This window comes from Runella defluvii, assembly GCF_014195535.1.
Lineage (GTDB): Bacteria > Bacteroidota > Bacteroidia > Cytophagales > Spirosomataceae > Runella > Runella defluvii.
Genome location: NZ_JACIBY010000012.1, coordinates 1 through 26,206, shown reverse-complemented (window position 1 = coordinate 26,206; position 26,206 = coordinate 1). Strand labels below are relative to the sequence as shown.

General features: G+C 43.8%; 25 protein-coding genes. 13 read left to right on the top strand and 12 right to left on the bottom strand.

Annotation, left to right across the window (positions count from 1 at the left end):
- Both feoB and FHS57_RS22980 read right to left on the bottom strand, forming a co-directional pair.
- A complete protein-coding gene (gene feoB, locus FHS57_RS22985) occupies positions 1 to 2,124 on the bottom strand; it encodes a ferrous iron transport protein B (protein WP_183977794.1) in 2,124 nt (707 codons plus the stop codon).
- Between the two features lie 6 nt (positions 2,125 to 2,130).
- Positions 2,131 to 2,358 carry a FeoA family protein gene (locus FHS57_RS22980; RefSeq protein WP_037301893.1) on the bottom strand — a complete coding sequence of 76 codons (228 nt, stop codon included), beginning with the start codon at positions 2,356 to 2,358 and terminating at the stop codon, positions 2,131 to 2,133.
- Between the two features lie 293 nt (positions 2,359 to 2,651).
- On the opposite strand from FHS57_RS22980, the gene FHS57_RS22975 reads away from it, so the two are divergent.
- From FHS57_RS22975 to FHS57_RS22950, 6 genes are all read left to right on the top strand, one after another.
- Positions 2,652 to 3,032, top strand: a complete 381-nt coding sequence (locus FHS57_RS22975) for a hypothetical protein (protein WP_183977792.1) — start codon at positions 2,652 to 2,654, stop codon at positions 3,030 to 3,032.
- Positions 3,033 to 3,329: 297 nt separating this feature from the next.
- Positions 3,330 to 6,467 (top strand): efflux RND transporter permease subunit, encoded by a 3,138-nt coding sequence (locus FHS57_RS22970; protein ID WP_183977790.1) that lies wholly within the window; start codon positions 3,330 to 3,332, stop codon positions 6,465 to 6,467.
- Positions 6,468 to 6,524: 57 nt separating this feature from the next.
- Positions 6,525 to 6,875 (top strand): GIY-YIG nuclease family protein, encoded by a 351-nt coding sequence (locus tag FHS57_RS22965; RefSeq protein ID WP_229601432.1) that lies wholly within the window; start codon positions 6,525 to 6,527, stop codon positions 6,873 to 6,875.
- Between the two features lie 137 nt (positions 6,876 to 7,012).
- Complete coding sequence (locus FHS57_RS22960; protein WP_229601431.1) at positions 7,013 to 8,158, top strand: TolC family protein; 1,146 nt, start codon at positions 7,013 to 7,015, stop codon at positions 8,156 to 8,158.
- A 53-nt stretch (positions 8,159 to 8,211) separates the two neighbouring features.
- A complete protein-coding gene (locus tag FHS57_RS22955) occupies positions 8,212 to 9,429 on the top strand; it encodes an efflux RND transporter periplasmic adaptor subunit (RefSeq protein WP_183977786.1) in 1,218 nt (405 codons plus the stop codon).
- A gap of 242 nt (positions 9,430 to 9,671) precedes the next feature.
- Positions 9,672 to 10,259, top strand: a complete 588-nt coding sequence (locus FHS57_RS22950; protein ID WP_183977784.1) for a peptidylprolyl isomerase — start codon at positions 9,672 to 9,674, stop codon at positions 10,257 to 10,259.
- A 3-nt stretch (positions 10,260 to 10,262) separates the two neighbouring features.
- Here the strand turns inward: FHS57_RS22950 and FHS57_RS22945 are convergent, their stop codons facing one another.
- Entirely contained in the window at positions 10,263 to 11,177 is a 915-nt protein-coding gene (locus tag FHS57_RS22945) for a DUF58 domain-containing protein (protein ID WP_028526165.1), read from the bottom strand.
- Positions 11,178 to 11,316: 139 nt separating this feature from the next.
- Positions 11,317 to 11,763: a septal ring lytic transglycosylase RlpA family protein gene (locus FHS57_RS22940; protein WP_037301947.1), complete on the bottom strand. Its 447-nt coding sequence runs from the start codon at positions 11,761 to 11,763 to the stop codon at positions 11,317 to 11,319.
- Positions 11,764 to 12,030: 267 nt separating this feature from the next.
- Here FHS57_RS22940 and FHS57_RS22935 point away from each other — a divergent pair, with 267 nt between their 5' ends.
- From FHS57_RS22935 to FHS57_RS22925, 3 genes are all read left to right on the top strand, one after another.
- Positions 12,031 to 12,351, top strand: coding sequence for a DUF3276 family protein (locus FHS57_RS22935; protein WP_028526164.1), 321 nt, complete (start codon positions 12,031 to 12,033; stop codon positions 12,349 to 12,351).
- Between the two features lie 189 nt (positions 12,352 to 12,540).
- On the top strand, positions 12,541 to 13,638 hold the full coding sequence (gene ychF / locus FHS57_RS22930) for a redox-regulated ATPase YchF (RefSeq protein WP_028526163.1): 1,098 nt from the start codon (positions 12,541 to 12,543) through the stop codon (positions 13,636 to 13,638).
- A gap of 153 nt (positions 13,639 to 13,791) precedes the next feature.
- Positions 13,792 to 15,108: a metal-dependent hydrolase family protein gene (locus FHS57_RS22925; protein ID WP_183977782.1), complete on the top strand. Its 1,317-nt coding sequence runs from the start codon at positions 13,792 to 13,794 to the stop codon at positions 15,106 to 15,108.
- Positions 15,109 to 15,184: 76 nt separating this feature from the next.
- Here the strand turns inward: FHS57_RS22925 and FHS57_RS22920 are convergent, their stop codons facing one another.
- Both FHS57_RS22920 and greA read right to left on the bottom strand, forming a co-directional pair.
- Positions 15,185 to 15,568 (bottom strand): hypothetical protein, encoded by a 384-nt coding sequence (locus tag FHS57_RS22920; protein WP_157607748.1) that lies wholly within the window; start codon positions 15,566 to 15,568, stop codon positions 15,185 to 15,187.
- A gap of 345 nt (positions 15,569 to 15,913) precedes the next feature.
- The gene (gene greA / locus FHS57_RS22915) at positions 15,914 to 16,387 is read right to left on the bottom strand and encodes a transcription elongation factor GreA (RefSeq protein ID WP_028526160.1); all 474 of its coding nucleotides are present in this window, start codon (positions 16,385 to 16,387) and stop codon (positions 15,914 to 15,916) included.
- Positions 16,388 to 16,679: 292 nt separating this feature from the next.
- On the opposite strand from greA, the gene fmt reads away from it, so the two are divergent.
- Together fmt and FHS57_RS22905 are read left to right on the top strand one after the other, a co-directional pair.
- Positions 16,680 to 17,606 (top strand): methionyl-tRNA formyltransferase, encoded by a 927-nt coding sequence (gene fmt, locus FHS57_RS22910; protein WP_262889959.1) that lies wholly within the window; start codon positions 16,680 to 16,682, stop codon positions 17,604 to 17,606.
- Positions 17,607 to 17,808: 202 nt separating this feature from the next.
- A complete protein-coding gene (locus tag FHS57_RS22905; protein WP_183977780.1) occupies positions 17,809 to 18,129 on the top strand; it encodes a hypothetical protein in 321 nt (106 codons plus the stop codon).
- Between the two features lie 98 nt (positions 18,130 to 18,227).
- Here the strand turns inward: FHS57_RS22905 and FHS57_RS22900 are convergent, their stop codons facing one another.
- Entirely contained in the window at positions 18,228 to 19,649 is a 1,422-nt protein-coding gene (locus FHS57_RS22900; RefSeq protein ID WP_183977778.1) for a CCA tRNA nucleotidyltransferase, read from the bottom strand.
- A gap of 88 nt (positions 19,650 to 19,737) precedes the next feature.
- Between FHS57_RS22900 and FHS57_RS22895 the strand changes: the two genes are divergently transcribed.
- A complete protein-coding gene (locus tag FHS57_RS22895; protein ID WP_183977776.1) occupies positions 19,738 to 20,262 on the top strand; it encodes a DUF2480 family protein in 525 nt (174 codons plus the stop codon).
- Between the two features lie 352 nt (positions 20,263 to 20,614).
- Here FHS57_RS22895 and FHS57_RS22890 read toward each other — a convergent pair whose 3' ends face one another.
- From FHS57_RS22890 to FHS57_RS22870, 5 genes are all read right to left on the bottom strand, one after another.
- On the bottom strand, positions 20,615 to 21,460 hold the full coding sequence (locus FHS57_RS22890) for a hydroxymethylglutaryl-CoA lyase (protein ID WP_183977775.1): 846 nt from the start codon (positions 21,458 to 21,460) through the stop codon (positions 20,615 to 20,617).
- A gap of 142 nt (positions 21,461 to 21,602) precedes the next feature.
- Positions 21,603 to 21,845, bottom strand: a complete 243-nt coding sequence (locus tag FHS57_RS22885) for a MoaD/ThiS family protein (RefSeq protein ID WP_183977773.1) — start codon at positions 21,843 to 21,845, stop codon at positions 21,603 to 21,605.
- Positions 21,846 to 21,860: 15 nt separating this feature from the next.
- Positions 21,861 to 23,012: a vWA domain-containing protein gene (locus FHS57_RS22880; protein WP_183977771.1), complete on the bottom strand. Its 1,152-nt coding sequence runs from the start codon at positions 23,010 to 23,012 to the stop codon at positions 21,861 to 21,863.
- Entirely contained in the window at positions 23,002 to 24,552 is a 1,551-nt protein-coding gene (locus FHS57_RS22875; protein ID WP_221225706.1) for an McrB family protein, read from the bottom strand. The genes FHS57_RS22880 and FHS57_RS22875 overlap by 11 nt, the downstream gene beginning before the upstream one ends.
- Positions 24,553 to 25,265: 713 nt before the next feature.
- Positions 25,266 to 25,613, bottom strand: a complete 348-nt coding sequence (locus FHS57_RS22870; protein WP_183977768.1) for a hypothetical protein — start codon at positions 25,611 to 25,613, stop codon at positions 25,266 to 25,268.
- Between FHS57_RS22870 and FHS57_RS22865 the strand changes: the two genes are divergently transcribed.
- Positions 25,605 to 26,072, top strand: coding sequence for a hypothetical protein (locus FHS57_RS22865; RefSeq protein ID WP_183977766.1), 468 nt, complete (start codon positions 25,605 to 25,607; stop codon positions 26,070 to 26,072). The genes FHS57_RS22870 and FHS57_RS22865 overlap by 9 nt on opposite strands.
- Positions 26,073 to 26,206 lie beyond the last annotated feature (134 nt).

Here is a 26,206-nt window from a genome sequence, read left to right as displayed (position 1 = left end):
TTACTGTAAAACTTGGTAAGTCAAGAACGCCAACCCATACGCCAAAACCGTCATGTATGCCAACTGAATGAGGGGCCATTTCCAGCCGTGGGTTTCGCGCTTTACAGTTGCAATTGTACTCATGCACATCATCGCAAATACGTAAAACACCAACAGCGAAAACGCCAGCGCGGGTGTGTACATGGCTTCGCCCGTTTTAGGATTTATTTCCGCACGCATTCGGGCTTTGATGGTTCCGTTGTCTTCATCGGCTTCGCTTCCAATGCTATAAATGGTACTCATAGTACCCACAAACACTTCGCGGGCGGCAAACGAAGCCAATAACGCAATGCCAATTTTCCAATCATAACCCAAAGGCGCAATGGCAGGTTCAATAAATTTTCCAAAATGACCCGCGTACGAATGTTCTAACTTGTACGCTGCTACTGCGTTTTCCATTTCAGCTCCTGTCAGCGTAGGTTGCTCTTTTTGAATGGTTTCTTCTGCTTTTGAAATGGCATCGCCTGGGCCATACGTAGCCAGCACCCAAAGAATAATAGAGATGGCAACGATGATTTTACCCGCTTGGGTCACAAATGATTTAACACTATCCCAAACGGCAATACCCACATGGTACCAGCGCGGAATTTGGTAGGTAGGCATTTCCATGACAAAATAGCCCGTTTCGGCGCTTTCAACTCTTCCTTTGATGGCCCAAGCCGATACCAAGGCACTGATTAGCCCCAGCAAGTACAAGCCCATGAGCGTTAGTCCTTGGAGGGTAAAAAAACCAAGTACTGCCGTAGAAGGCACAACCAGCGCAATAAGCACCGTGTAAATCGGCAAACGAGCCGAACAACTCATCAGCGGCGTGACCAATATTGTCAACAGTCGTTCTTTGCGATTTCCGATGCTTCTGGCTGCCATAATGGCTGGTACGGCACAGGCTACTCCTGAAATAAGGGGCACCACACTCCGACCATTTAAGCCAAATTTTCGCATAAGTTTGTCCATAATGACCATCACCCGAGCCATGTAGCCCGATTCTTCAAGCAACGAAACCAAGAAAAACAAGAAGGCGATTTGAGGAATAAAAATCACAACCCCGCCAATGCCCGCCACCAGTCCATCGGTCAATAAATCGGTCAATGCGCCTTCTGGAAGTTTTGCTTTTAACCAATCATTCAACGACGCCATTCCTGCATCAATCAGGTCCATGGGATAGCTGGCAAACGTAAATACGGCTTGAAATATGACCAACAGCACCGCCAAGAAAACGGCATATCCCCAAAAAGGGTGAAGTAAAACTTTATCTAAACGCCTCGTCCACAATGGTTTCACTAGAAACTCTGCCACTGTTTTTACCGAATCTTTGACGAGACCATCGATGACCGCATATCGGTGCATGGTTTCGGCTGCTTGAAAACCACTTTCTTTGAAGCCGTGTTTTTCAATCATTTTATCGTAAGCAACCCGCTTTTCCTGCGGTACAAACGAAAAAATATCGTGTTGCTGAACGTGGTGCAATGCCAAATAATTATTGGAAATAGCGTTCGTGCGTTTTACTTCGTCAATCAATTCGGGGAATTGCTCCGCAGGATTAAAATAATATTTCTCAACCGAAATTTTGGGACTTTCTAGCTGTTGCACCACGGCCTGTTTGAGTTGGTCTAAGCCTTCTCCTACCCGCGCATTGATGCGAACGACGGGCACGCCCAATTTCATCGCTAATTTTACGGCATTGACTTGCAGGTTTTTATCCCGCGCTACGTCGAGCATGTTCAAGGCCAAAACAACGGGTAAACCTAAATCTGCTACTTGGGTAAACAACAGCAAATTACGTTTGAGGTTGGAGGCATCAGCCACCACCACTACTACATCAGGATAATCTTCGTGGGAGGGATTGGCCAAAATATCAATTACTACTCGCTCATCCAGCGCTTTTGGATATAAACTATACAGACCTGGCAAGTCAACAACCACTGCCTCAGTAGCATCATTGAGCATCCAAGGGCCTGATTTTTTTTCTACCGTAACACTCGGGAAATTTCCAACTTTTTGACGCAATCCAGTCAGTTGATTAAACAACGATGACTTACCGATATTGGGATTGCCGACGATGGCGATGATGGGATTCTTTTTCAAGGGATATTAAATGCTTTCTTCAACAATAACCGTAGCCGCTTCTTCTTTGCGCATTGCCAGACAATAGCCGTTTACTTGCACACCAATTGGGTCGCCCAAAGGTGCCACAAAATCGAGCATCACCTCAATGCCAGGCAAAAAACCCATTTCGAGTAGTTTCAACGATAAATCTTCTTGGCGAAACTCTTTCACAAAAGCTCTTTCTCCCAGTTGTAAGTCGGCGATGGTTTTCATATTGGACGGGTGGTTCAGTCTATTTTCTCAAAAGGGTTTGAGTCATATAACGCAATTTATTTAGATTGAGTTTAAATAGAACCACACAAAATAACATTTTCAAGCCAACAATATCAAATGATACCTATCATGTTTTCCAAAGAAGCCATCCATACGAGCACATACCCAACTGTTTATCAATACATTACGATAAACAATATCTATACTAATTCTAAATTTTAAAGATTATTACTTCAATCAATACATTGTTTTGGCCCAAACTCTACATTTGCTTTTCCATTTTTCGCCGTCGAATGAAAGCCACGCTCGCGTTTTTATTGGCCTCCATTGTGTTTGCACAAAGTCTCCTTCCTCGGTCGGCGACTGAGTTGTTGCATTCACCTGACGTGTGGAAACATTTTGAGGAGCACAAGGCGGAGCGCCCTGCTTCATTAAGTTTTCTTGATTTTTTGTGGATGCACTATTCCGCCGATTCGGAGCATACCAAACAAAAAGAGCACCATCTTCCAAGTTTTGATTTCAACAGTGTAGCCAGTTTTTTTGTGCTGCCATCGGCTTCTGTATCGTTTGATGCCCAAACTGTCGTTACCTTCTTAACTTCCGCCAATTTTCATTGGCTCAATTCCTACGCCTTTTTATCATTCAAGGCACTCATTTGTCCACCCCGAGCCTAGGGCTTTTTTCTTTGATGGGAGAAGTGTATCCTTTCAATGCTGCATTTCCCGCTTTTCATCTATGTTAACAATAGGTCACTCGGGCAAATTCTCAATCCATTCATCAATCAAAGCATCGGCCACCGATTTCCCTACAATCGTGGTTCTTTAGGTTTCGATTTTTTAGGCGTTTCCAACTTGTGTTTATAACCAAGTTCCTTGAGGAGCGCCAAAAACTCTTCTGCTTTTTTTTCGGGGACGGTGACAGTGATTTGCATAAGATTACAACTTCAATTTTCAACAAAAATAAAACAAAATATGATTGATTCACTGATTCATTACAGTATCAAAAACAAGCTGGTCATCGGATTGGCAGTGGTGGCACTGGTGATTTGGGGAGGGTACTCACTTTCGCGGTTGCCCATCGACGCCGTTCCTGACATCACCACCAACCAAGTGCAAATCTTGACGCTCACGCCGACATTGGCTGCCCAAGAAGTGGAGCAATTTGTGACTACGCCCATCGAATTGTCGCTCGCCAACATCCCCGATGTGACCGAGATTCGCTCGGTATCCAAACTTGGGCTATCGGTGGTGACGGTCGTTTTTAAGGACGAGGTGGACATTGTCCGAGGAAAACAATGGATAACCGAACAACTCAAAACAGTAGAAGCCGATATTCCTGCAGAGTTCGGAAAACCCATGATTGCACCCCTCACAACGGGTTTGGGAGAAATTTATCAATACACCTTGGCCGTTAAAAAAGGGGCGAAGTCCAAATATGACCTTACGGAGCTTCGTACTATTCAGGACTGGATTGTCAAACGCCAATTAGTCGGAATTGGAGGAGTGATCGAAATCAGTAGTTTTGGTGGATACGTCAAACAATACGAAGTAAGTGTCAATCCCGAACGCCTCCGCGCGCACAATGTCACGCTATCGGAGTTGTATGATGCCTTGCAAAAAAATAACGCTAACACTGGCGGAAGTTACATTGAACGAATCGGTCAAGCGCAGTTTATTCGTGGCGAAGGGGTTGTAAAAAGTCTCAGCGACATTGAGCAAATTGTGATTAAAAACGTGAGCGGAATCCCCGTTTTGGTGCGTGACGTAGCGGGGGTTGATTTCGGTCATGCCAACCGCTTCGGGGCATTGGTACGGAATGGCGAAGGCGAAGCCGTGGGAGGAATTGTATTGATGCTCAAAGGTGCCAACTCCGCCAATACCGTCAATGCCGTCAAAGACCGTATTTCTCGCATTCAAAAAACTCTTCCTGAAGGCATTGAAATTGTGCCGTTTATTGAACGCACCAAACTCATCAATAAAACCATCACTACCGTCAGCGAAAACCTGCTTTTGGGGGGACTCATCGTGATTGTGGTACTGGTACTTCTCATGGGTAGTTTGCGGGCAGGGTTGGTAGCGGCTTCGGTCATTCCGTTGGCCATGTTATTCACCATTGGCATGATGAATACCTTCGACATTTCTGCCAACCTAATGTCGTTGGGTGCGATTGACTTTGGGGTGATTGTGGACGGTGCCGTGATTATCGTGGAAGCCATCGTCCATCGGTTTCAGGTTTGGTACGAAGACAACAAACGCAATAATGTCGATGACCCACTCGAACGCGATCAGTTGGTGTATGAAACCGCCAAACGCATTCGTACCTCGGCAGCCTTTGGCGAAATCATCATTTTGATGGTGTATCTGCCTATTTTATCACTGGTCGGAATTGAAGGAAAAATGTTCAAACCCATGGCCATGACGGTTGGTTTTGCCATTTTTGGGGCGTTCATTTTATCATTGACCTACGTTCCGATGATGTCGTCGTTGGTAATGGGCAAAAACTTACACAAACACTGGAATTTTTCAGAGCGCGTGCTCGCTTGGTTATACCGCCGATATGAACCCCTCATTATCTGGTCGTTACAATGGAGAAAAGCCACAGTAGGCATTACTTTGGGACTTTTTGTAATCTCACTTCTTGTCTTTAACCGTCTTGGCGGTGAATTTGTCCCTACCCTCGACGAGGGCGACTTGGCGATTGACTTCCGCACGGCATCGGGAACTTCTTTGACAGAAACAATTAATTCCGCTAACAAAGCCCATCAAATTCTCCGAAAACATTTCCCCGAAATTCAACAGATTGTAGGGCGAGTGGGTGCTTCCGAAATTCCTACTGACCCCATGCCCATTGAAATGGTGGATCAAATGATTAACATGAAAGACATTTCAGAGTGGAAAAATGCCAAAAACCGCGAAGAAATGTCCGAAAAAATGGCGGCGGTATTGGCCGAAGAACTCCCTGGAACCAGCGTAGAAATGACCCAACCCATTCAGATGCGTTTTAATGAAATGATTACGGGAGTACGCTCCGATGTGGTGGTTAAAATCTTTGGCAACGACCTTGATGTGTTGTACGAACGAGCTAACGCTGCGGCCAAAGTCATCGAAAAAATTGAGGGCGTCGCCAGCGTACGTGTGGAGCAAATTGTGGGTTTACCCCAAATCAGTATCAACTACAATCGAGCGAAAATTGCCCAATACGGCCTAAGTATTGCCGACATCAACCGCCTCGTTCGCAGTGGTTTTGCGGGCGAAACCGCTGGAACCGTCTATGAACAAGAGCGCCGTTTCGATTTAGTCGTAAGGTTGGATGCGCAACATCGTCAAGACATTGAAAACGTTCGACAATTGCTCATTCCATTGCCACAAGGGGGAACGGTTCCGTTGGCAGAGTTGGCTGACATTGGTTTCCGCAAAGCCCCCGCCCAGATTTCCCACGAAGAAACCCGTCGGCGCATTACAATTGGTATTGGCGTTCTCAACCGCGACGTTGAAAGCGTCGTCAACGACGTTCAGGCTACGATTGAGAAAAAAGTGGCCTTACCATCGGGTTATTTTTATACCTACGGGGGTGCTTTTGAAAACCTTCAACGCGCCAAAGAACGCCTAAGTTTTGCCGTCCCGTTGGCACTTTTCCTCATCTTTACGTTGCTCTACTTTACCTTTCATTCATTAAAAGAATCGCTCTTAATCTTCTCCGCCGTTCCCATGTCAGCCATCGGAGGAATCATCGCCCTCTGGATGCGCGACATGCCCTTTAGTATCTCGGCTGGGGTTGGATTTATTGCGTTGTTTGGGGTAGCAGTTTTGAACGGAATTGTACTTATCAGCTACCTCAACGACCTTGAAAAAGAAGGAGTTACTAACTTAAAAGAACGTATTTTAAAAACCGTCGAGGTACGCTTCAGGCCCGTAATCATCACGGCGACGGTAGCTTCCTTAGGTTTTTTACCCATGGCTATTTCCAATTCGGGAGGAGCCGAAGTACAGCGTCCACTGGCCACGGTTGTGATTGGCGGGATTTTATCCGCTACGCTCCTTACGCTGGTTGTCTTGCCTGTGCTGTATGCGTTGTTTTCGAAGAAAAAATCAGAGACTTTGTCACCCTGAAAGGGTCTAAAAACATGTCTGTTTGCCATAAGATTTATTAGAGCAAACCATCATGAAATGTCAAAGTTATTAAACGTGATATTACTCATAATCGCCATGCCTAAAATTCATAACTACTTTGTTTACATCCTTACAAATTACAATAAAACTGTACTTTATACAGGTATGACAAATGATTTGGTACGAAGACTTCAAGAACACGAAGCAGATTCCAAAGGGCCTCAGAAAACATTTGCGGGAAAATACAAATGTATCTATTTAGTTTTTTGGCAACGGTTTCAATATGTATGGCATGCGATTGAATCAGAAAAAGAGATAAAACTCTTAAAAAGAGACAAAAAAGAAGCTATAATCAATGATTTCAACCCAACATGGAAATTCTTAAACGACGAAATACAAGAAGATTAGCGGGTTTTGCTGTCCTGAAAAGACCAATTATTCCCCAGGCTATCAATTCTGTCGCCTACTCAGTTGGAGGGATTAGACCCTTTCAGGGTGACAAAATAGGCATCAAAGCAATTACAGTATGTTTTTTGCTTATGTTAATGCCTAGATTAATAATTGTTTCCCACGCGCAAATCAGCGTACAACAGGCGATTGAACGAGCTTCACAGAATAACCTAACATTAAAAACAACTGAGTTAACTCAACAATCGCAAAAGGCATTGATAGGTTCGGCTTGGCAGCTGCCCAAGCTCTCTGCCGATTTGGCGGCGGGGCAAACTCAAAGCCGTCCTTTTGATTATACGCTCAGCGCCGTGCAGAGTTTTGAGCCTTTCGGCGTCTATCGAAACCGCGCAAAAGTGTTGGCCCAACAAGTGAATGTAACTCAAAAACAACAAGAAATCCAGCGCAATGAATTGGCTTTCAGCGTCAAGCAGCAGTATTATCAAATTCTGTTTTTGTATAAAAATCGTCAACTAATTCAAGCGCAAGACACCTTGTACGTAAAAGCGCTGGAGGCCGCCAAATCTCGTTACAAAACGGGGGAAACCAACCAGTTGGAAGTGGTGGCGAGCGAAACCAATCGGCGTGAGATTCAGAACCGTCGGACGGTCATTGACCGCGAGATTCAGCTGGCATTCATGGGTTTACAAACTTTGCTGTACAGCAATGAATCCTTAATGATTGATACGTTGCTCAATTTACAACGCCCCACGCCCTCCCAAGAAGGAATTAATCGGTACGCTGCCCTTGCGACGGAAGAATCGCAATTGAGTCGTAATTTTACGGACTTAGAACGGGCACAACTCAAACCCGACTGGAGAATTGGCGCCGCTAATCAATCCATTGAAGGCAAACTTGGCTTTATGTACCTTTCTGGTGGCTTGGGGATTCCGTTGACCAATAAACCTCAAAAAGCGCGCATCGAGGCGGCAAAAGTGGGCGAGCAAGCCAGCGAAAATCAGCTCAAAGCCATTCAGTTTCAGACCGAAGCCAACACCAAAATTTTACGAGAAAGTCTCCAAAAACTTCAAACAACGCTCAATTATTACGAACAATCGGCACTTCCTCAAGCAGAGTTATTGCTTAAAACCGCCTACAAGCAATTTCGTTTGGGAGACATCGAATACGTAGAATTTTTCCAAAATACCCGTCAAGCTTGGCAAATCCGTGAGGCTTATTTGACCGAACAATTGCGCTTTACCCAAACCGTCATTGAGCTTGAAAAATGGCTAGGTATTGAATAGAATGACGATTTTTTGAATGACGAATGACGACTAACCACTTCAACACAATTCCAATGAACACATTAATTCACTCTATACGCCCTTTGCATTTTGCCCTTCGCATTTTATCCCTCGCCCATCGCCCCTTGCCATTTGCCTCTCGCATTTTGCATTTTACCCTTCGCCCCTTGCCCCTTGCCCTTTGCCTAACAACAGCTCTGAGCAGTTGCAATAAGACCGAAACCGCCCAAACCGAAGAAGCAGCTCCCGAAAAGGCCCCAACCGAACTTAAACTCACGGCGGAACAAGAAAAGAATTTTGGTATTAGCCTCGGTAGTCCCGAAACCCGAACGGTATTTGACGCCATCGTTCTCAATGGAGTGGTTGAATCATCGCCTCAACAAAGCGCGAGTGTGAGCTTTCCGCTCACAGGGATTGTCCGTAGTATTGGGGCCTTGTCTGGCAATTCAGTCGGAAAAGGGAGTACACTTGCCACCATCGAAAGCCTCGAACTCATTCAGTTACAGGAAGATTATTGGAAAACGGCAGGCCAACTTCAATTTGCCGAACAAGAACGCCAACGTCAAACGACCCTATCGCAGGAAGAAGTAGGAGCCAAACGCAAACTACAACAAGCTGAATCGGAAATGCGCGTTTTGGAAGCGACCAAACAAGGCATCGAAGCAAAACTTCAAGTGGTAGGCATCGACCCAAAATCGCTCAAAACAAATCAAATTGTACGCACCATCGCCCTTCGCTCTCCGATTGGCGGCGTAGTTAAGAGCGTTCAAACAACCCTTGGAAAGTCCATTAATGGCGGCGAATCGTTGTTTGAAATCATTAATCAGACGGGTGCGCGTTTGGTACTCAAAGTATTTGAGAAAGATGTAGCCCGCATAAAAGTAGGTCAAAAAGTAACGTTTGACAATGGCACAGCCACCATCAGCAGCTTAGGAACTACCTTCGACCCCAACAGCCGTACCGTAGATGCCTACGCCACCCTCAGCGCAACCCGCTTATTGGCAGGCCAATACGTCAATGGGAAAGTGGTATCCTCGCCGCGCCAAGCCGAGACCCTCCCCGAAACCGCGATTGTTCGCACGGGAGAGACAGCTCACGTATTTGTCAAAACTCCACAAGGAATTTATCGCCCCATCGACGTCAAAACGGGCGCTTCACAAGATGGTTTTGTAGAAGTTATTTTCAACCAAAAACCAACCTTACCCATCGTTATCACAGGCGCGCAAACCTTGCAAGCCGAACTGACCAAAGGCGAAGGAGAGGAAGAATAAGGAGCAAGTATGCAAGTAGCAAGTATGCAAGAGGCAAGTATGCAAGGGGCAAGTAGCAAGAGGCAAGTATGCAAGAGGCAAAGGGCAAGTTGGTTTGCCCATTTGCTTTTTTGCCAATTTGCTCATTTGCCTACTTGCCAACTTGCCCATTTGCTTATCTGGCAAACTTGCCCTTTGCAAAATTGCCCCTTACTTTCGTACATTAGCTGATGATTCAACATAACTTTTAAAATCCGCGCATCATGTACAAAAGTTTACTGGCAGCCCTGTTTTCGGCCGTTTTACTTGGTTTTACATTTAAAGAAAAAAAATACGATGTTGGTCATATCAAAACCAACATGGGGGATATTTACTTTTGGTTGTACAACGAAACGCCCAACCACAAAGCAAGTTTTACCAAATTAGCGGGAGAGCATTACTGGGATTCACTGACCTTCAACCGAGTCATCAATAATTTTGTTGCCCAAGGCGGTTGCCCCGATACGCCCGAAGGTTTTGCCAATTCTCCCTATTTACTCAAGCCAGAGTTCGATAAAAAGATTCGGCACGTGTATGGCGCCGTGGGAGCAGGCCGCGACAACAACCCCGATATGCTTTCGGCGGGTTGTCAGTTTTACATTGTTCAAAACAAAAATGGGCTTGCGCGCCTCGACGATAAATTTACGGTATTTGGGCAAGTTTTTAAGGGGATGGACATTGTGGACGCCATCGTTGCCGTCAAAACCGACTCAACAGACACGCCTCTCAAGCCGATTACGCTTAAAGTACGGGTCGTAAAGATGAGCGCGAAAGAATTGCAGAAACTGGGCTGGACGGGTAGTCTTGAGTAAAGACTACCGCATTTTTGCTCGTTTGGCCAAGTAAGCCGTCAGAATCTGGTCTAAGCCTTTGGCAACATCGGCTTCGATGAAATCAATTTTATATTGCCCACACTTGAGTCGAAGTTCGTGGTAGTATTTTTTGGCGGCTTCTTGGTATTGCTTTTTCACTTGTCCAGGCTGAATTTTCACCCGCTCACCCGATTCCAAATCAATAAACTCGTACGGACGGTCATCAAAAGCAAATTCCTCTTCGGTACGGCGGTCAGTAACGTGAAACAACAACACTTCGTGCATGTTGTGACGTAAATGCTGCATGGCCGAAAAAATTCTTTCGGCTTGATTTATGTCTTCAAACATATCACTGAAAATCACCACCAACGAGCGTTTGTGGATTTTCTCGGCGATTTCGTGCAATACATCTGCCACGGCCGTTTTACGGAGTTCTTTGGGCTTTTTAAGAACATTTTCCAAATCCAAAAACACCTTATGAACGTGTGATGGGGTGGACTTTATCGGAGTTTGAACTTCGATTTTATCCGAAAATGTACACAAGCTTACCGCATCTTTTTGGCGCTGTAGCAAATTGGCGATACTTGCTGCCGCCAACACGCTAAACGTAATTTTATCGTGATTAGGCTCAGGATAATACATTGACGACGACGTATCGACCAGCAAATGGCAACGCAAGTTTGTTTCTTCTTCGTAGCGTTTTACAAACAAGCGGTCGCTTTTTGCAAACACCTTCCAGTCGATATGTCGCGTACTTTCTCCTGTATTATACAAGCGGTGTTCGGCAAATTCGACCGAAAAACCGTGAAAGGGCGATTTGTGTAATCCCGTGATAAACCCTTCGACGAGCTGTCTCGCCAAAAACTCTAAATTTCCGTACTGTCTTACCGTTGCAATGTCAAATTTGCGAGCGCTCATGTCGTTAAAAGGTTTTTGGGGTGTGAAGCCAAGCAAGGATGTTTTAAGTTTACAGCCGTTGCAAGCACAAATATCGTGCTAATAAACTACATTATTTGGAGACTGTAAACTTAAAACGGAAGAAGGAGAAAATTTTACTTTAATTGGACAAAGCCCGCTCAATAATGTCACCTGTGTCGGTAATCATTTCATTTTGGCCCAGCAGCACCATTCCTTCCATCCCAACCACGCGGAGGGTGACATTGGCAACGCCAGAGCCCAAAATTCCCAAATATTGTGCCGCCGAACGACTCAAATCAATCAGGCGGGTGCGGTGGTACGGCCCGCGGTCGTTGATACGCACAATCACCGTGCGCTTATTGGAAAGGTTTGTGACCTCCACCATGGTGTTGAAAGGCAATGTACGATGCGCGGCAGTATATTCTTTCTGATTGAATGGCTCACCTAATGATGTTTTGCGCCCGTTAAAGATTTGTGCATAAAATGATGCTCTTCCTTGCTCTTCCTTCCCCAACAATTGGGCTGATGCTGGATTTACTTTGATCAGCGACAACAATACAAGTACATAAAAAGTGGTAGAATACATAGATTTGTTCGGGTTATTTTTCACCAAAAATGACAATTTGACTAGGAGTCCCCTTGAACGCATACTCAAAAAAATGCAACCTTTTTTGAGTTTAAGGGCTGAAAATTAAGCAAAAAACAAACACGAACTACGTTTTTTACAAATTGACATACCAACCCCAGCCTATAACAACGTAAAAACCAACAACTTTATTTTGAAAATATTTTGACTACCAACAACAAAAGACGTACTTTAGCGTTTGGTATAACTCTAAACCTCAAAAGGATAGTGGAAGACAAAGACAGAGAAAAAATCTACTCGAAACGCGTAAAGGCAGGGAAAAGAACTTACTTTTTTGATGTGCGTTCAACTCGTTCAAATGATTACTACTTGACGATTACAGAAAGTCGCCGTTTTCCGCAAGGAGATGGGTTTGCTTACGAAAAACACAAAATGTTTCTCTACAAAGAAGACTTCGATAAGTTTGTAGATGCCCTTCAAGAAACCGTAGCCCACATTAAAACCGAATTGATGCCCGACATAGATTTTTCTCAGTACGCCGTACGTGAAGAAGAAGACTACACAGGTAGCGATTTGAAGTGGGATTAATCAACCTTTCCTGACCTATCCTATGCCCTGCCTCTGGTTGCCCAGAGGCTTTTGGTTTTGTAGCCACCACAAAAAGCACTAATTTTGCTACCATTACTTATAATCGCCAATTAGTATTGTACGGATTGCAGCGAAAGGCCATCATACGCCCGCACTAACATTCGTCAATCAATAATCGTAAATCAACTAATGTCTCTCCAATGTGGTATTGTCGGATTGCCCAACGTAGGTAAATCCACCCTTTTTAGCGCATTATCAAGTGCCAAAGCCGAAGCTGCCAACTATCCTTTTTGTACCATTGAGCCCAACGTCGGAGTGGTTGAAGTACCCGACGAGCGCATCACTGTCCTCGAACGCCTCATTAATCCACAACGTACCGTTCCAACCATCGTTGAGATTGTTGACATTGCAGGTTTGGTTCGTGGGGCCAGCAAAGGCCAGGGGCTTGGCAACCAGTTTTTGGCTAATATTCGTGAGGTGGACGCGATTATTCACGTGGTTCGTTGTTTTTCGGACGACAACATTGTTCACGTAGAAGGCCGCGTCAACCCCGTTAGTGACAAAGAAATTATCGACCTTGAGCTTCAACTCAAAGACCTTGATTCTATCGAGAAAAAATTTGCTCGGGTAGAAAAAGCAGCCCGCGTAGGTGATGCCAAAGCCAAAGTAGAACTCGAAATTCTGACACGCGTCAAAAATGCGCTCTTTCAAGGAAAAAGCGTACGTGCTGTCGGTTTGACGGACGATGAGAAAGCAGCCATTGCCGATCTTCAACTTCTGACCATCAAGCCCGTTATTTATGTAGCCAACGTGGATGAAACATCCATTCAGACGGGCAACGAGTACGTAGATCAGCTCAAAGCAGCCGTGGCCGAAGAAAATGCCGAAGTAATTGTGCTTTGCGCCGCCATCGAATCCCAAATCGCTGAAATGGAAGATGCTGAAGAGCGTGAAATGTTTCTAGGCGAATATGGTCTTACCGAATCGGGACTTTACAAACTTATCCGTGCCTCGTACGCCATTTTGAACTTGATTACCTATTTTACCGCAGGTGTCAAAGAAGTGCGGGCTTGGACGATTCAGCGCGGCTGGAAAGCCCCACAAGCAGCAGGAGTGATTCACACTGACTTTGAGCGTGGTTTTATCCGTGCGGAGGTTATCAAACTTCCCGATTACGAAAAATACAAAACTGAAGCAGGTTGCCGCGATGCGGGCAAAATCTCCGTAGAAGGCAAAGAATACATTGTACAAGACGGCGACATCATGCACTTCCGCTTCAATGTGTAGGTTTAAAAATAACTTTCCTTTAAAAAAGGTGCCGAAGATTTTCGGCACCTTTTTTATTGCCTAAAACAACGCTTTTTCATTTTTTTTTGATAATTTCCAGCTTAGTCTCTTCGCCTAAACTTAATCGTTCATCAACCACCTTAACTCTTTTTTATGAAGCGTATTTTACTTGGTTTACTTTTATTTGCCTCTTCTTCTCTTTTAGCTCAAATCAGCAGCGACAGCGTAGTTGTCATTAAAAACGTTTCTCTTTGGGATGGGCTCTCCGAGTCGGTGACGCCCAATGCTCAAGTGATTATTGTTCACAATTTAATTAAGCAAGTGGGCAACAACTTGACCGTTCCTAAGGGGGCAAAAGTCATTGATGGCAAAGGAAAAACACTCATTCCTGGACTATCGGACGCGCATTTACACATTATGCTCAACGTCTCGATGAGTGCAGTTAGCAACACCGCTCATTGGGCTTATGTGAGCGCACGCGCTACTAAATCTGTTCACTCGTATTTGATGCTAGGTTTTACCACTATTCGCGACATGGGCGGCCCTATTTTTGGCATCAAGGAAGCCATCGACGAGGGAACCATTCCAGGCCCCCGTATTTATCCATCAGGGGCTTTTATCAGTCAGACTTCGGGGCATGGAGATTTACGGAATCGCAATGACGCAAACCCGAATTGGACAGGACAAGCCGTAAACGTAGCTCAAACGCAAGGCTGGGGGTACCTAGCCGATGGCCGCCCACAAGTCCTTAATGCCGTACGTGAAAACCTTCGACAAGGTGCGTCACAAATCAAAATGATGGCAGGTGGAGGTATTTCTACCGTCTTTGACCCCTTGCATACGGTTCAATTTACCCTCGACGAATTACAAGCGGGAGTCGAGGCGGCGGCCGATTGGGGCACCTACGTTTCGGTTCACGCTTATTATCCCGATGCTATCAAAAGAGCATTGACTGCTGGGGCCAAAACGATAGAACATGGCCACCTAATCGACGAAGAGGCCATGCAGCTTTTGAAGGAAAAAGGCGCTTTTTTGGTACCTCAAAGTTACTGGGCGGACATTCCACTCCAATTTTCGTCGAACGCCCGAAAGTTCAAACTTGTCAAAGAAGGAGCACTCAATGAAATGGCTTTGGCAAAAAAATACGGGGTAAAAGTAGCTTTTGGTACCGATGTCTTTGGTAAAATTGGCATTGAAACCGATGCTCTCAAAGAATTTACTTCTCGGCTTCGTTGGTACAGCCCTGTCGAAGTCCTTCGCCAAGCCACCTCCCTCAATGCCGAACTGTTTGCCCAAACGGGAAAACTGAACCCATACCCCGCCCCGCTCGGAGTCATTAAAGAAGGTGCGTATGCCGATTTATTAATCTACGACGGGAATCCCCTCGAAAAGTTAGAGATTGTCACGAAGCCCGAAGAATTTTTGAAGTTTATAATGAAAGACGGCAAAGTGTATAAAAATAACCTTTAAATGCAGAAGCCCGACTTAGCTAATTAAGTCGGGCTTCGTGCTTGGTTTTGTTGATGCTTGATGGATTGAATCTAACCTAATCGACAACTTCTTTTTTTCTAAACAACGCCCGAAAAGTACCCGCCATGTGAATGACATGATCAACCCGATTTTTGGCTTGACTGAGTACATGAATGTTTACTTCTTGTTCGAGCAATTTGCCAAATGATGCCGATAACATATACATTTCTTCGACATTCACTGAAAAGTCATTCACCACAAACTTTTGAAATCCTCGGTCTTGTAAATTGGCAAAATAAAGGACAAGGCAAAAATTTTCACCCTCGAAGTAAGAAATCACTTTGTCAACGTCAAACTTCTTGGGCATTTCGTGATGGTCAACCAGTGCATCAATAATTTCTTCTTCCTCATTGGTCATGTACAAATGAGGCGTCAGATAAACAGGTGGTTGATAGTTCATTTTACTTAATCTGATTATTGGAATACTTAGCTTTTCTACTTAGAAAACTATTGGAATGCGACAAAAATGGCACACACAAATCTATTTTCATAACTTTTTAAATATTTTATTGAATTATTTATATTTTATACTTAGTTGCGTTTTAAGCTAATCCAAAGAGAAAAACACCTATTTTATTACTTTTTCCTTTGACGGCATCCAAGTTTAAAGGTATTTTCAAAAAAATGCCTTTTTATCTCCCTTTTTACAACTCATTTTTAGCAAAAAAATATTTTCACTAAAAGACAAAAAAGGACGCGTTCCCGCGTCCCCTTAGTCTATATATGATGTCTTATTGGTAAAAAATTACCGAGAAATATCAAGTACTTCAAATTCCATTGCCCCAGCTGGTACTTGGATTTGGGCTTTTTCGCCTACTTTTTTCCCCATCAAGCCCTTCCCAATGGGTGAGCCTGCTGAGATTTTTCCTTGTTTAAGATCTGCCTCTTCCTCTGCCACCAATGTATAGGTTACAACTGCATTGTTACGGCAGTTTTTGATTTTTACTTTTGATAATATGCTCACTTGCGATGTATCAATCGACGATTCATCCAAGACCCGCGCGTTACCTACTATTTCTTCTAATTTAGCGATTTTTGCTTCGTGTAAGCCTTGCGCATCTTTGGCTGCATCGTACTCGGCATTTTCGCTCAAATCACCTTTATCACGGGCCTCGGCTATTGCACGAGCTATTTCCTGCCGACCGCGTGTTTTTAAGTCCTGCAATTCAGCCTTGAGCTTATTGAGACCTTCTTCGGTGTAATATTGTAACTTAGCCATAGTGCTGTTGTGTACGTTAATTGTTTAGTATTATATATCTGTCCTATCACTTATTTCTTCCACTAAAGACAAAAAAAAAGAACGGTGAAATGACCGCTCTACTACAAATGGGGTAGCTCTGTCACTTCTTCCTAAAAGACCGAAAAGAATTGGTTGTGTCGGTTCATGGTCGAAATTTGAACCACAAAATTAGCAATATTTGCAACGGGAATCAAGACTACATCCGTTTGTATCCAAAAAATTACTCTAAAAATCATATCTAATAATCGACAAAACGATTTTCTCAGTGTATATGTCAAAGCTTCGAATCATTTTTATGGGTACTCCTGAGTTTGCAGTGAGTAGCCTTCAAAACCTTGTAGAAAGCGGGTGCAACGTGGTGGCCGTTGTTACCGCCCCCGACAAGCCTGCTGGTCGTGGTCTGCAACTCACCCCCTCTCCTGTAAAACACTATGCCGTTTCTCAAGGTATCCCTGTTTTACAACCTGAAAAGCTAAAAAACCCTGCTTTTTTGGAAGAATTACGTAGCTATCAAGCCGACTTGCAGGTTGTTGTGGCGTTTCGGATGCTGCCAGAAGTTGTCTGGAACATGCCCCCTAAAGGCACATTCAACCTCCATGCCTCTCTCCTACCTCAGTTTCGCGGGGCAGCGCCAATCAACTGGGCGATTATCAACGGAGAAACCGAAACGGGCGTTACTACCTTTTTTCTTGAGCACGAAATTGATACAGGAAACATCATTTTTCAAGAAACTGAACCGATTCACTACGAAGATAACGTTGGGTCTTTGTACGAACGATTGATGCACAAAGGAGCGGAATTGGTCGTTCGGACTGTCAATGCCGTAGAGGCAGGAAACTATCCGCAGTTACCCCAATCGCAAAGCGAAGTCCTCAAAGCTGCCCCTAAGATTTTTAAAGAAACTTGCGAAATCAATTGGAATCAGTCCACTGAAGCGGTTCGGAATTTTATCAGGGGGTTATCGCCTTATCCTGCCGCTTGGACTACCTTAAATGGCAAATTGTGTAAAATTTACAAAAGCTCAGTGGCAACACACGTACCAACTGACAACGGTAGCCACTTATTTACGGACAACAAACACGTACTACGTTTTAAAACTACCGATGGTTGGTTGTCCATTGACGAACTACAATTGGAAGGCAAGAAAAGAATGGGAATTGAAGAGTTTTTGAGAGGCACCAAAGTTACGACTGCCTGAGCTCTTTAGAAGAATAGTAACTTGCCCAAAATAACAAAAGCCGCTACTTGACAGAGCGGCTTTTGTCGTTGATAAACGCAACTGATATAAAAACGACGCTCAGGCAGAAATAGTTTTAGCATTGAAAAATAATCTCACTATTTTTCATTTTATTGCATAAAATCAACATTTGTTGATTTTTCTCGAAAAAAGTGACAGATATATGCTCCAACAAACCATCTACGAAGTACGAATTACCTACATCGGTAGCCTTACGGGTCTGCGCGAACGGGAGCCTTTTGTTTGCTATTTTTCAAACTTAAAGAAGACTGTAGAGAATTTGACAGCCCAACTCGCCTTAAACGGTTGGCCACTAAAAATCAATTATACGGCGGTCTATCGCGGGCTTAAAATGAAGAATAAATACCACTGCGATTTTGAAGTAGCAGGACATAAGGTGTTTAGGATTTTGATTACTCCTTGCATACTCAATCCTGTTCTCACAACCCTTGGGATTGATGAAATGCCTGCTTATAAGAAGTAATTTTTTTTGGCTCTTTTTTTGCAACCATATAAGACATATAAGTGATTATAAGAAAAAACTTATATGGCCTTATATGTCTTATATGGTTCAAAAAAGCTTTATTCGGCAACGACTTTGAGTTCGAGGCCGAGTTTTTTTCCCTCTTCCACCATCAAACCAAACGCTTGTTCGTACTGATTAGGAATGATTCCATCAAGAATCGCCTCCCGAACGGCCGTTTTGATAATGCCTACTTCAGCCGAAGGCTTGAGGGCAAAGGCTTGCATGATGACCTCCCCCGTAATGACGGGCTGGAAGTTCCGAATCTTATCTCGTTCTTCGAGGTCGTATAGTTTTTGCTCAACCTTGTCAAAATTGGCCAAATGCTTACGAACTTTATCGGGATTCTTAGACGTAATATCGGCGCGGCAAAGCGTCATCAATGCCTCCAAATCATCGCCCGCGTCAAACAACAATCGACGCAAAGCAGAATCGGTAATTTCTTCTTTTGACAAGGCAATAGGACGTAAGTGAAGGCGAACGAGTTTTTGCACAAACCGCATACTTTCGTTCATGGGCAATTTCATTTGGCGAAAAATGCGTGGAGTCATTCTAGCGCCCAATTCTTCGTGACCATGAAATGTCCAGCCTACTTTTTTGTCAAATCGCTTGGTGGCAGGTTTGGCAATGTCGTGCATGATTGCCGCCCAACGCAGCCACAAGTCGTTGGTGTGTTTCGAAATATTATCAAGTACCTGAAGCGTATGATAGAAATTATCTTTGTGCCCCTTACCATCTTGGTATTCAGCCCCTTGTAGCTCTACAAACTCAGGGAATATTAATTTTAAAATTCCCGCTTGATGCAGCAATTTAAAGCCGTAAGAAGGGGTTTTGGCTAAAATAATTTTGTTGAGTTCGTCATTGATACGCTCCTTTGAAATGATGGAAATACGCTCAGCCATTTGCACAAGGCCGTCAAACGTATCTGGCTCAATGTCGAAATTGAGTTGGGTTGCAAAACGGGCTGCCCGCATCATTCGGAGCGGGTCGTCTGAAAAAGTAATGCCAGGTTCGAGGGGAGTACGAATGAGTTTTTTCCGCAAATCACTCATCCCATTGAATGGGTCGATGAGGTCGCCATAGTTCGCTATATTTAAGCTGATTCCCATGGCATTGATGGTAAAGTCACGGCGATTTTGGTCGTCTTGCAACGTACCATCTTCCACAATCGGCTTGCGGGACTCACTGCGGTACGACTCGCGGCGCGCCCCTACAAACTCCACCTCAAGGTCGTCCGTTTTGAGTTGGGCAGTACCAAAATTTCTGAATACAATCACCTGTACTCCAAGCCGTTCTGCCACTTTTTCGGCCAACTCCACACCACTTCCAACACTCACTATATCAATGTCCTTGGAAGGACGATTCAAAATTAAATCACGCACGTATCCACCAATGACATAGGCTTCAACACCCAGTTCACGGGCGCTATCAGCAATGACTTGAAAAAGGGGATTGGAGGCTAAAACTTCACTAAAATTCATTCGGATTGCTTTTGCAAACTGCAAAGATACTATTTCTTTAAACTTTCGCCCGTGAGTTGGTGTTCATTCAGGAAGAAAAAAAGCATCAATGGAAGAAATAATTAATAAAGTAGCCAATAGTGGGCTTGTTACCTTGGATTTGGAAGATTATTACCACCAAGGCGAGCGTGTCGTGTATGACCTCAAAGACAACCTTTTTATGGGGATGATTCTCAAGGAAAAAGACTTTCGTGAGTTCCTCAAAAGTCACGATTGGGCACAGTACGCAGGCAAAAATGTGGCCATCACTTGCACCGAAGACGCCATCATCCCAACTTGGGCATACATGTTGCTAACATTACAACTTGAGCCTCACGCCCATACTGTAGTGTTTGGAACCCTCAACGATCTTGACGAAAAACTTTATTTTGATGCCATTAATCGCATTGATGTAGAGGCTTATCGCGATGTTCGCGTGGTGGTAAAAGGTTGTAGCAAACACCCCGTTCCGACGGCGGCTTACGTAGAATTGACGCGCAAACTTCAACCCGTTGTGCAATCGCTTATGTTTGGTGAACCTTGTAGTACAGTTCCCCTTTTCAAAAAACCCAAAAACAAACTTCCACAAACGTAATTCGACAAAGGTTGTGCCTCTCCGAGGCAAAAATATCAAAAAAACTAACTTTGGTGACTACAAACGTTGTGCCTCTCCGAGGCATAATTGTCGAAAACAGCTTCGGTGAAGCTTAACATTTGTCACAACAAACGTTGTGCCTCTCCGAGGCAGAATTGTCGAAAACAGCTTCGGAGAAGCTTAACATTGGTAACAACAAACGTTGTGCCTCTCCGAGGCAGAGTTGTCGAAAAACAGCTTCGGAGAAGCTTAACATTTGTCGCATTTGTGACAACAAACGTTGCGCCTCTCCGAGGCAGAATTGTCGAAAAACAGCTTCGGAGAAGCTTAACATTTGTCGCATTTGTGACATTTAGCCAAAAACATATTGAGATGCCAACATGGCTTGGGCGAGTTTTAGGTCATCAATGGGCAAATTGACGCCAAGCTGTGTTAATTCACTCACTACCAGCTCAGTTGCCAAATTACCAACAAGCTTATTATCGGCTAATGGGCAGCCCCCAAAACCACGCACGGTACAGTCAATTCGTCTAACGCCAGCTTTGTAAGCTGCTTTCACTTTTTTAGGGGTGTGCGACGATTTGGCGTGCAAATGCGCCCCAAATTCCACATTTGGGAATTTTTTCACCAAATGCCCAAACAACGTCTTAATTTCGTCGGTAGTACTCGAACCTATCGTATCAGAAGGGGCGATGATATTAATCCCTAGTTGAACCAATTTTTCGGTAAACTCCTCCACGATTTCGGGACTGTAAGCATCACCATAGGGGTTTCCAAAACCCATCGAAAGGTAAACCACCAATTCTTTGCCCTTTTTTTGGCATAGATTCTGAATTTCTGCCACTTCGCCAAAAGCCTCTGCAATGGTTTTGTTCGTGTTTTTTTGCTGGAACGTTTCTGAAACCGACAACGGAAAACCCAAATATTGAATTTGCCCAAATGGTACTGCATCCTCTGCTCCACGAACATTGGCAACAATGGCTAGCAATTTGGTGGAAGTAGTCGATAAGTCTAATTTATCAACCACCTCAGCCGTGTCACGCATCTGAGGTATCGCTTTGGGAGAAACAAAACTTCCAAAATCAAGCGTATCAAAACCTACCTGAAGGAGTTTATTTAAGTAATTTATTTTAGCGTCGGTCGGTACAAAGTTTTCTAATCCTTGCATCGCATCGCGCGGACATTCAATGAGTTTCATTTTATTTCTAATAAATTATGAAGTAAAGTGTTGGTTGTGAGCAACCAACACCACAAATTAGGTAATAAAGTCTTGGTTATGAGCAACCAACACTACGAATTAAGTAATAAAGTCTTGGTTGTGAGCAACCAAGACCACGAATTTATCCTCCACTCACGGGGGGAATCAGTACAATTTCATCGTTGGAATGGAGCAGTTGGGTATCGTCCGCATAGTCGGTATTGACAGCTACGCGCAGGGAAGCCAGTTTTTGAAAATCGGGAAATTGGCTGACCAAATGGCTTTTCAAATCTGCCACCGTTGCTTCTTCGGACAGTTGTAAGGTCAGTTCGAGTTGGCCAATAATCTCCTTGGCAATCCCAAACGCTAATACAGTTATTTTCATATTCAAGTTTTATTCCTAACGTAATTGCTCAATGACTCGTTTCAAACTCTCCAAATTGTGGGCAGGAGCGTGTAAATCTAAATGGGGCAAAACCGCTTTTAACGCTTTCACTTCGGGGCGAAAATCGGGCGAACCCGCCAAAGGATTTAACCAAATCACCCGCCTCGCCTTTCGCCGAATTCGCTCCATATTTTTGGCCAAATCTTCTCCATCTCCTGTATCCATGCCATCGCTGACAATTAGGACAATCGTCCGTGAATTTAGCTTTCGCATCGCGTATTCGTCCACAAATTGCCGCAGCATGGTTCCAATATCCGTCCCACCCGACCAATTGGGAACGCGTTCCGAGAGGTTTTCAAGGGCTTGAGTATAATCCATTTCCTTTAAATCCTCCGTAATTCGTACCAATTTTGTACTAAACACAAAGGTTTCGATGGACTGATACAACGTTTGAAAAGCATACATAAATTGTACCCAAAAGCGGCTGTATAAATCCATTGATTTACTGACGTCGCAAAGCAATACCAAACGGATTTTATTTCGGGCGGGTTTTCGGTGAAAAAGATCGATGATTTCTTCACCTTTCCGAAAATTGTTTCGTAACACTCGCCGTAAATCCAACTGCCCGCCATTTTTGGTAATTTCATACCGTCGGCTCATGGTTTTGGCCATTCGCTGTACCATTTGGCGCACCAAACGGCGGGCTTCGTGAAGGTCTTCGTCGGTGTAAGAACCAAAATCTTTCAACGTCAGAGGTTCTCCCAAACTATACGACGCCAACTCTTCCGTCTGCGATTGTTTATTGCCATTTAGCCAATTTTTCAACGCCTCAAAAGCCGCTTCTCCATTTTGTTTCGGCTTCTTCTTTTTCTGCTCGCTTTCTTTGGCCTCGTCCTTAATTTTCGAATCAACTGCCTTTGCTAATTCTTTCCAATACTTTGTGTATAATTCGTCAAATTCGCGTAGTTGCTTTCGATTTTGAGGAAAAACACTCCGCATTGCCAAGTAAAATTGTTCTTCCTCTCCCAACTGAATTTCGGCCAATGCTTTGAGCGCATCGGCTTCACGGTCAGGACCAACGGGTAAGCCTTTTCCCCTCAAAAAGCGGCTAAAAGCCACCACGTGGGCCGACAGCTCAACTTGACGCTGAATGAGGTTATCTTTCATAAATTCGGCGGAACATATCTCGGGGTAATTCACCAAAACGCCCTTCCGTGAGCATCGGATTGAGTTGATACGTCACGACGGCGTCCGCATTGTCGAGGTCTTCACCAAAAAGTTCTCGTTCCATGTTGGCAGTATATTGTCGTTTGGTTTGAATGAGTTTGGCATCCAGCGGCTTACCCCATGCTTCATTATCTCCCAAAACCAATTGAATTTTTCGCCAATCGTCGTAAAAATATTCTTGCAGCAGCGGAATCACCTGAAAACGAAACAGTTCACACAACTCCTCAAAAGTCTGTATGTTCAGAAAATACGCATGGCCGATGACGTGATCACGGTCATGCAAAAACTCTATCCGTTCGTTGAGCGTCGTCAAAAGCTTCCCCACATTGGTATTTTCAATCACCTTTTCGCTAAGGGCACTCACATCGGGCAAACATTCGTTAAAATAAAAACGACGACGTAAGGCAGTGTCCAACAAAGCAATCGAACGGTCGGCGGTATTCATCGTCCCGACAATGTACAAGTTGGCAGGCACCCCAAATTTTTCTTGCGAATACGGCAACGTAAGCCAAAGCTCATCGGCGGCCCCCAATCGTTTTGAAGGCTCAATAAGCGTAATCAATTCTCCGAGCACTTTTGAGACGTTGGCACGATTGATTTCATCCATCACCATAAGTACAACAGGCGCCTGAGCAAATCGTTTTTGACGGCTCTCGGCGGTGTCAGCAATACAGCCTTCAAAACTTTGGTAATCGGCAGCCCGCAATGCCTCCAAACATGCTTCGTAAAAAACGCCTTTCCGAACTTTATACGTGATTTTATCACCAATTGTTTCGGGTCGAATCCCTTCTACAAACTCCTCATAACCAAACGATTGATGAAACGTCACTATCTTATGTGCATACAACTGACACAACCGCTGCACTTCGTAGGTTTTCCCCGTCCCTGGCGCTCCGTAGTAAATGTAATTGAGGGGAATGGCGGGGCGGTTTATCACTTTGGGTACACTATAAGTTTCCTTAGGCTCCGAAAAAACAAAAGATTGCTTCGTCAAACTTAGCACTCTATTGAATTGAGCTTCCGTAATTTCAGAATTTGTAACTCCTTGAGGATTAACAAAAACTCTAACTTTTGATAATTCCTCCTCTGCTAAGATTTTTTCCCTTAAAATGGGTGAGTCTGATAATCGACCAACAACCTTGATAAATGCCCTTAACCTTTCTACATTAAATTTATGAACGGAATTAGAGTCCTTAGCGTAGTTCATTCCTTGCCCCTTCATCAATCGTTTGTACGGAGCTTCCCAAATTTCGCCTATACCATACACACCAGCATTTTTGCCTGAAATCCAAAACAACACTTTATCGCCGACATTAACCACATTTTGAAATTTTTCTTGAAATTCAAAATCAATAAACTCTTGTTCAGCGATTTCCGCGGAACCATCAAAGTAGTCTGGATTAGAATGGCAAACCCAATATTTATGTTTCTGTTTCTTTAAAACCGTTGCAAAAATTTCCTCACGAAAACCATCATCCATAGCAGCTTTATAAACGATCGGGTTGTGCCATCCATGCCTTAAGCTAGATTTTGCATCCTCCCGAACCTCCAAAAGACACTTTTGCCAATAGTCAAGAATAATTGGGTTTTGTAGTAAATGGGAATTTTCAAAACTAATAGTACCAAATAAATACGGGGATGATTTGGCTAGAGTATCTTCAATCTTGATTTTATCAACTAACTCTACTCGCTCTCTATCGGACTTACGAAAAATCAAAGAAAATGAAACTTGATTTTTAACTGAATAAATCTCGAAGGCAACATAGAAATTAAGGTTAGCAACAATTGCTTTTCTCCCCTCAGGAATACTGAAACCTAGTTTTGTATCATTTTCTGAAAGATTGGTTACATCAATCATTTCCCGCAGAGTCTTAAAAAAAGTTCTGCACGCCTCTGCATTATCAATTGATATAATTCTTTCAATCAATTCATTACGTTGATTTTCAGAAGATTTATAATTTGAATCCATAAAATCACTTTTTCCCCCTGCAAATTACAAAAGTCTCGAAATTTTGTCTAATGTGATGGTTTTATGAAGCAAATGTTAAAATAAACCCTGTATGAGTCCGTTAAGGTATGCGAACGAAAGTTCTTATGTACAATTAGTCTCAATCCCGCTTGTAAACTTACTGGCGGGATTTTTGTTTTCGTTGATGGTATCTCATCAGTAACTGGTTATAACGTACCTAAAACCTAAAAATCCGCAGGAAGTAGTTCTTTTAGCACCTTATTGATAGAAAATGATGAAGTCAAATCATCTTCTTCCAATTCGGCCATATCGAGGGTAAAAATGTTTGTGCCAGGGGCGCGCCAAAGTCGGTCCAACAACAACGACAGGTGTTCGGAGTTGCCATCACTGTACAAAATACAGGCGTCAGCTTCAAGAGAGGCAATCCACGTTTTCCGCCATTCGTCGGCTTCTTGTTCGGGCGATAAATTTTCGAGCCTAAACAGGACGAAATGGGGCAAAAGCTGCGTTAATGCCAGTAAAACGGTTTCTTTGTAAGGTGAGATTCCAATAAAATTGATGATATGACGCATAAAATACTTGTTTTCCTTGGTTTGTGGGAATTATTAAACCTTGTTTCGGCAAATGTAATTGCTCAAACAATAAAAAAAGACCGCTTTATTGCCAACCAAGGCGTAGTGACTTGGGTCGAAACCGTTGAAATTAAAGACATGGACACCCCCATTATCGTGGAAGCCATGGCCGAATCGCTGCAAAAAAAAGGATTTATTCAGTTGGAAAGTAACAGAACAAACAATGTATTAACGGGCACACTCCTTCATGCTCCATCGCTTGGTCTGGCAAAGGCGACTTTTCGCGTAGATATTTTATACGAAAGCTACATTGTCTCGGTAACAGCCATTACATTACTGCCTTCTACCCCCATCGAAAAACTCATTTTAACACCTCAAAAACAGTTTGTTGGGGCATTTTCGCCCATCATTTCAAAGCTGGATGAAGAGCTACTTCAAACGTTTAGCATTACGTTTTAGGCAAATAAAAACCCCGATAACTGACGCTATCGGGGTTTTTTGGTGACGAAGGCGAGATTCGAATTGAATTGCCTTTTCTCGTAAAAACAGCCCGTAAGTCTTTGATTTTCAAATATTTATTCCACGAATAGACA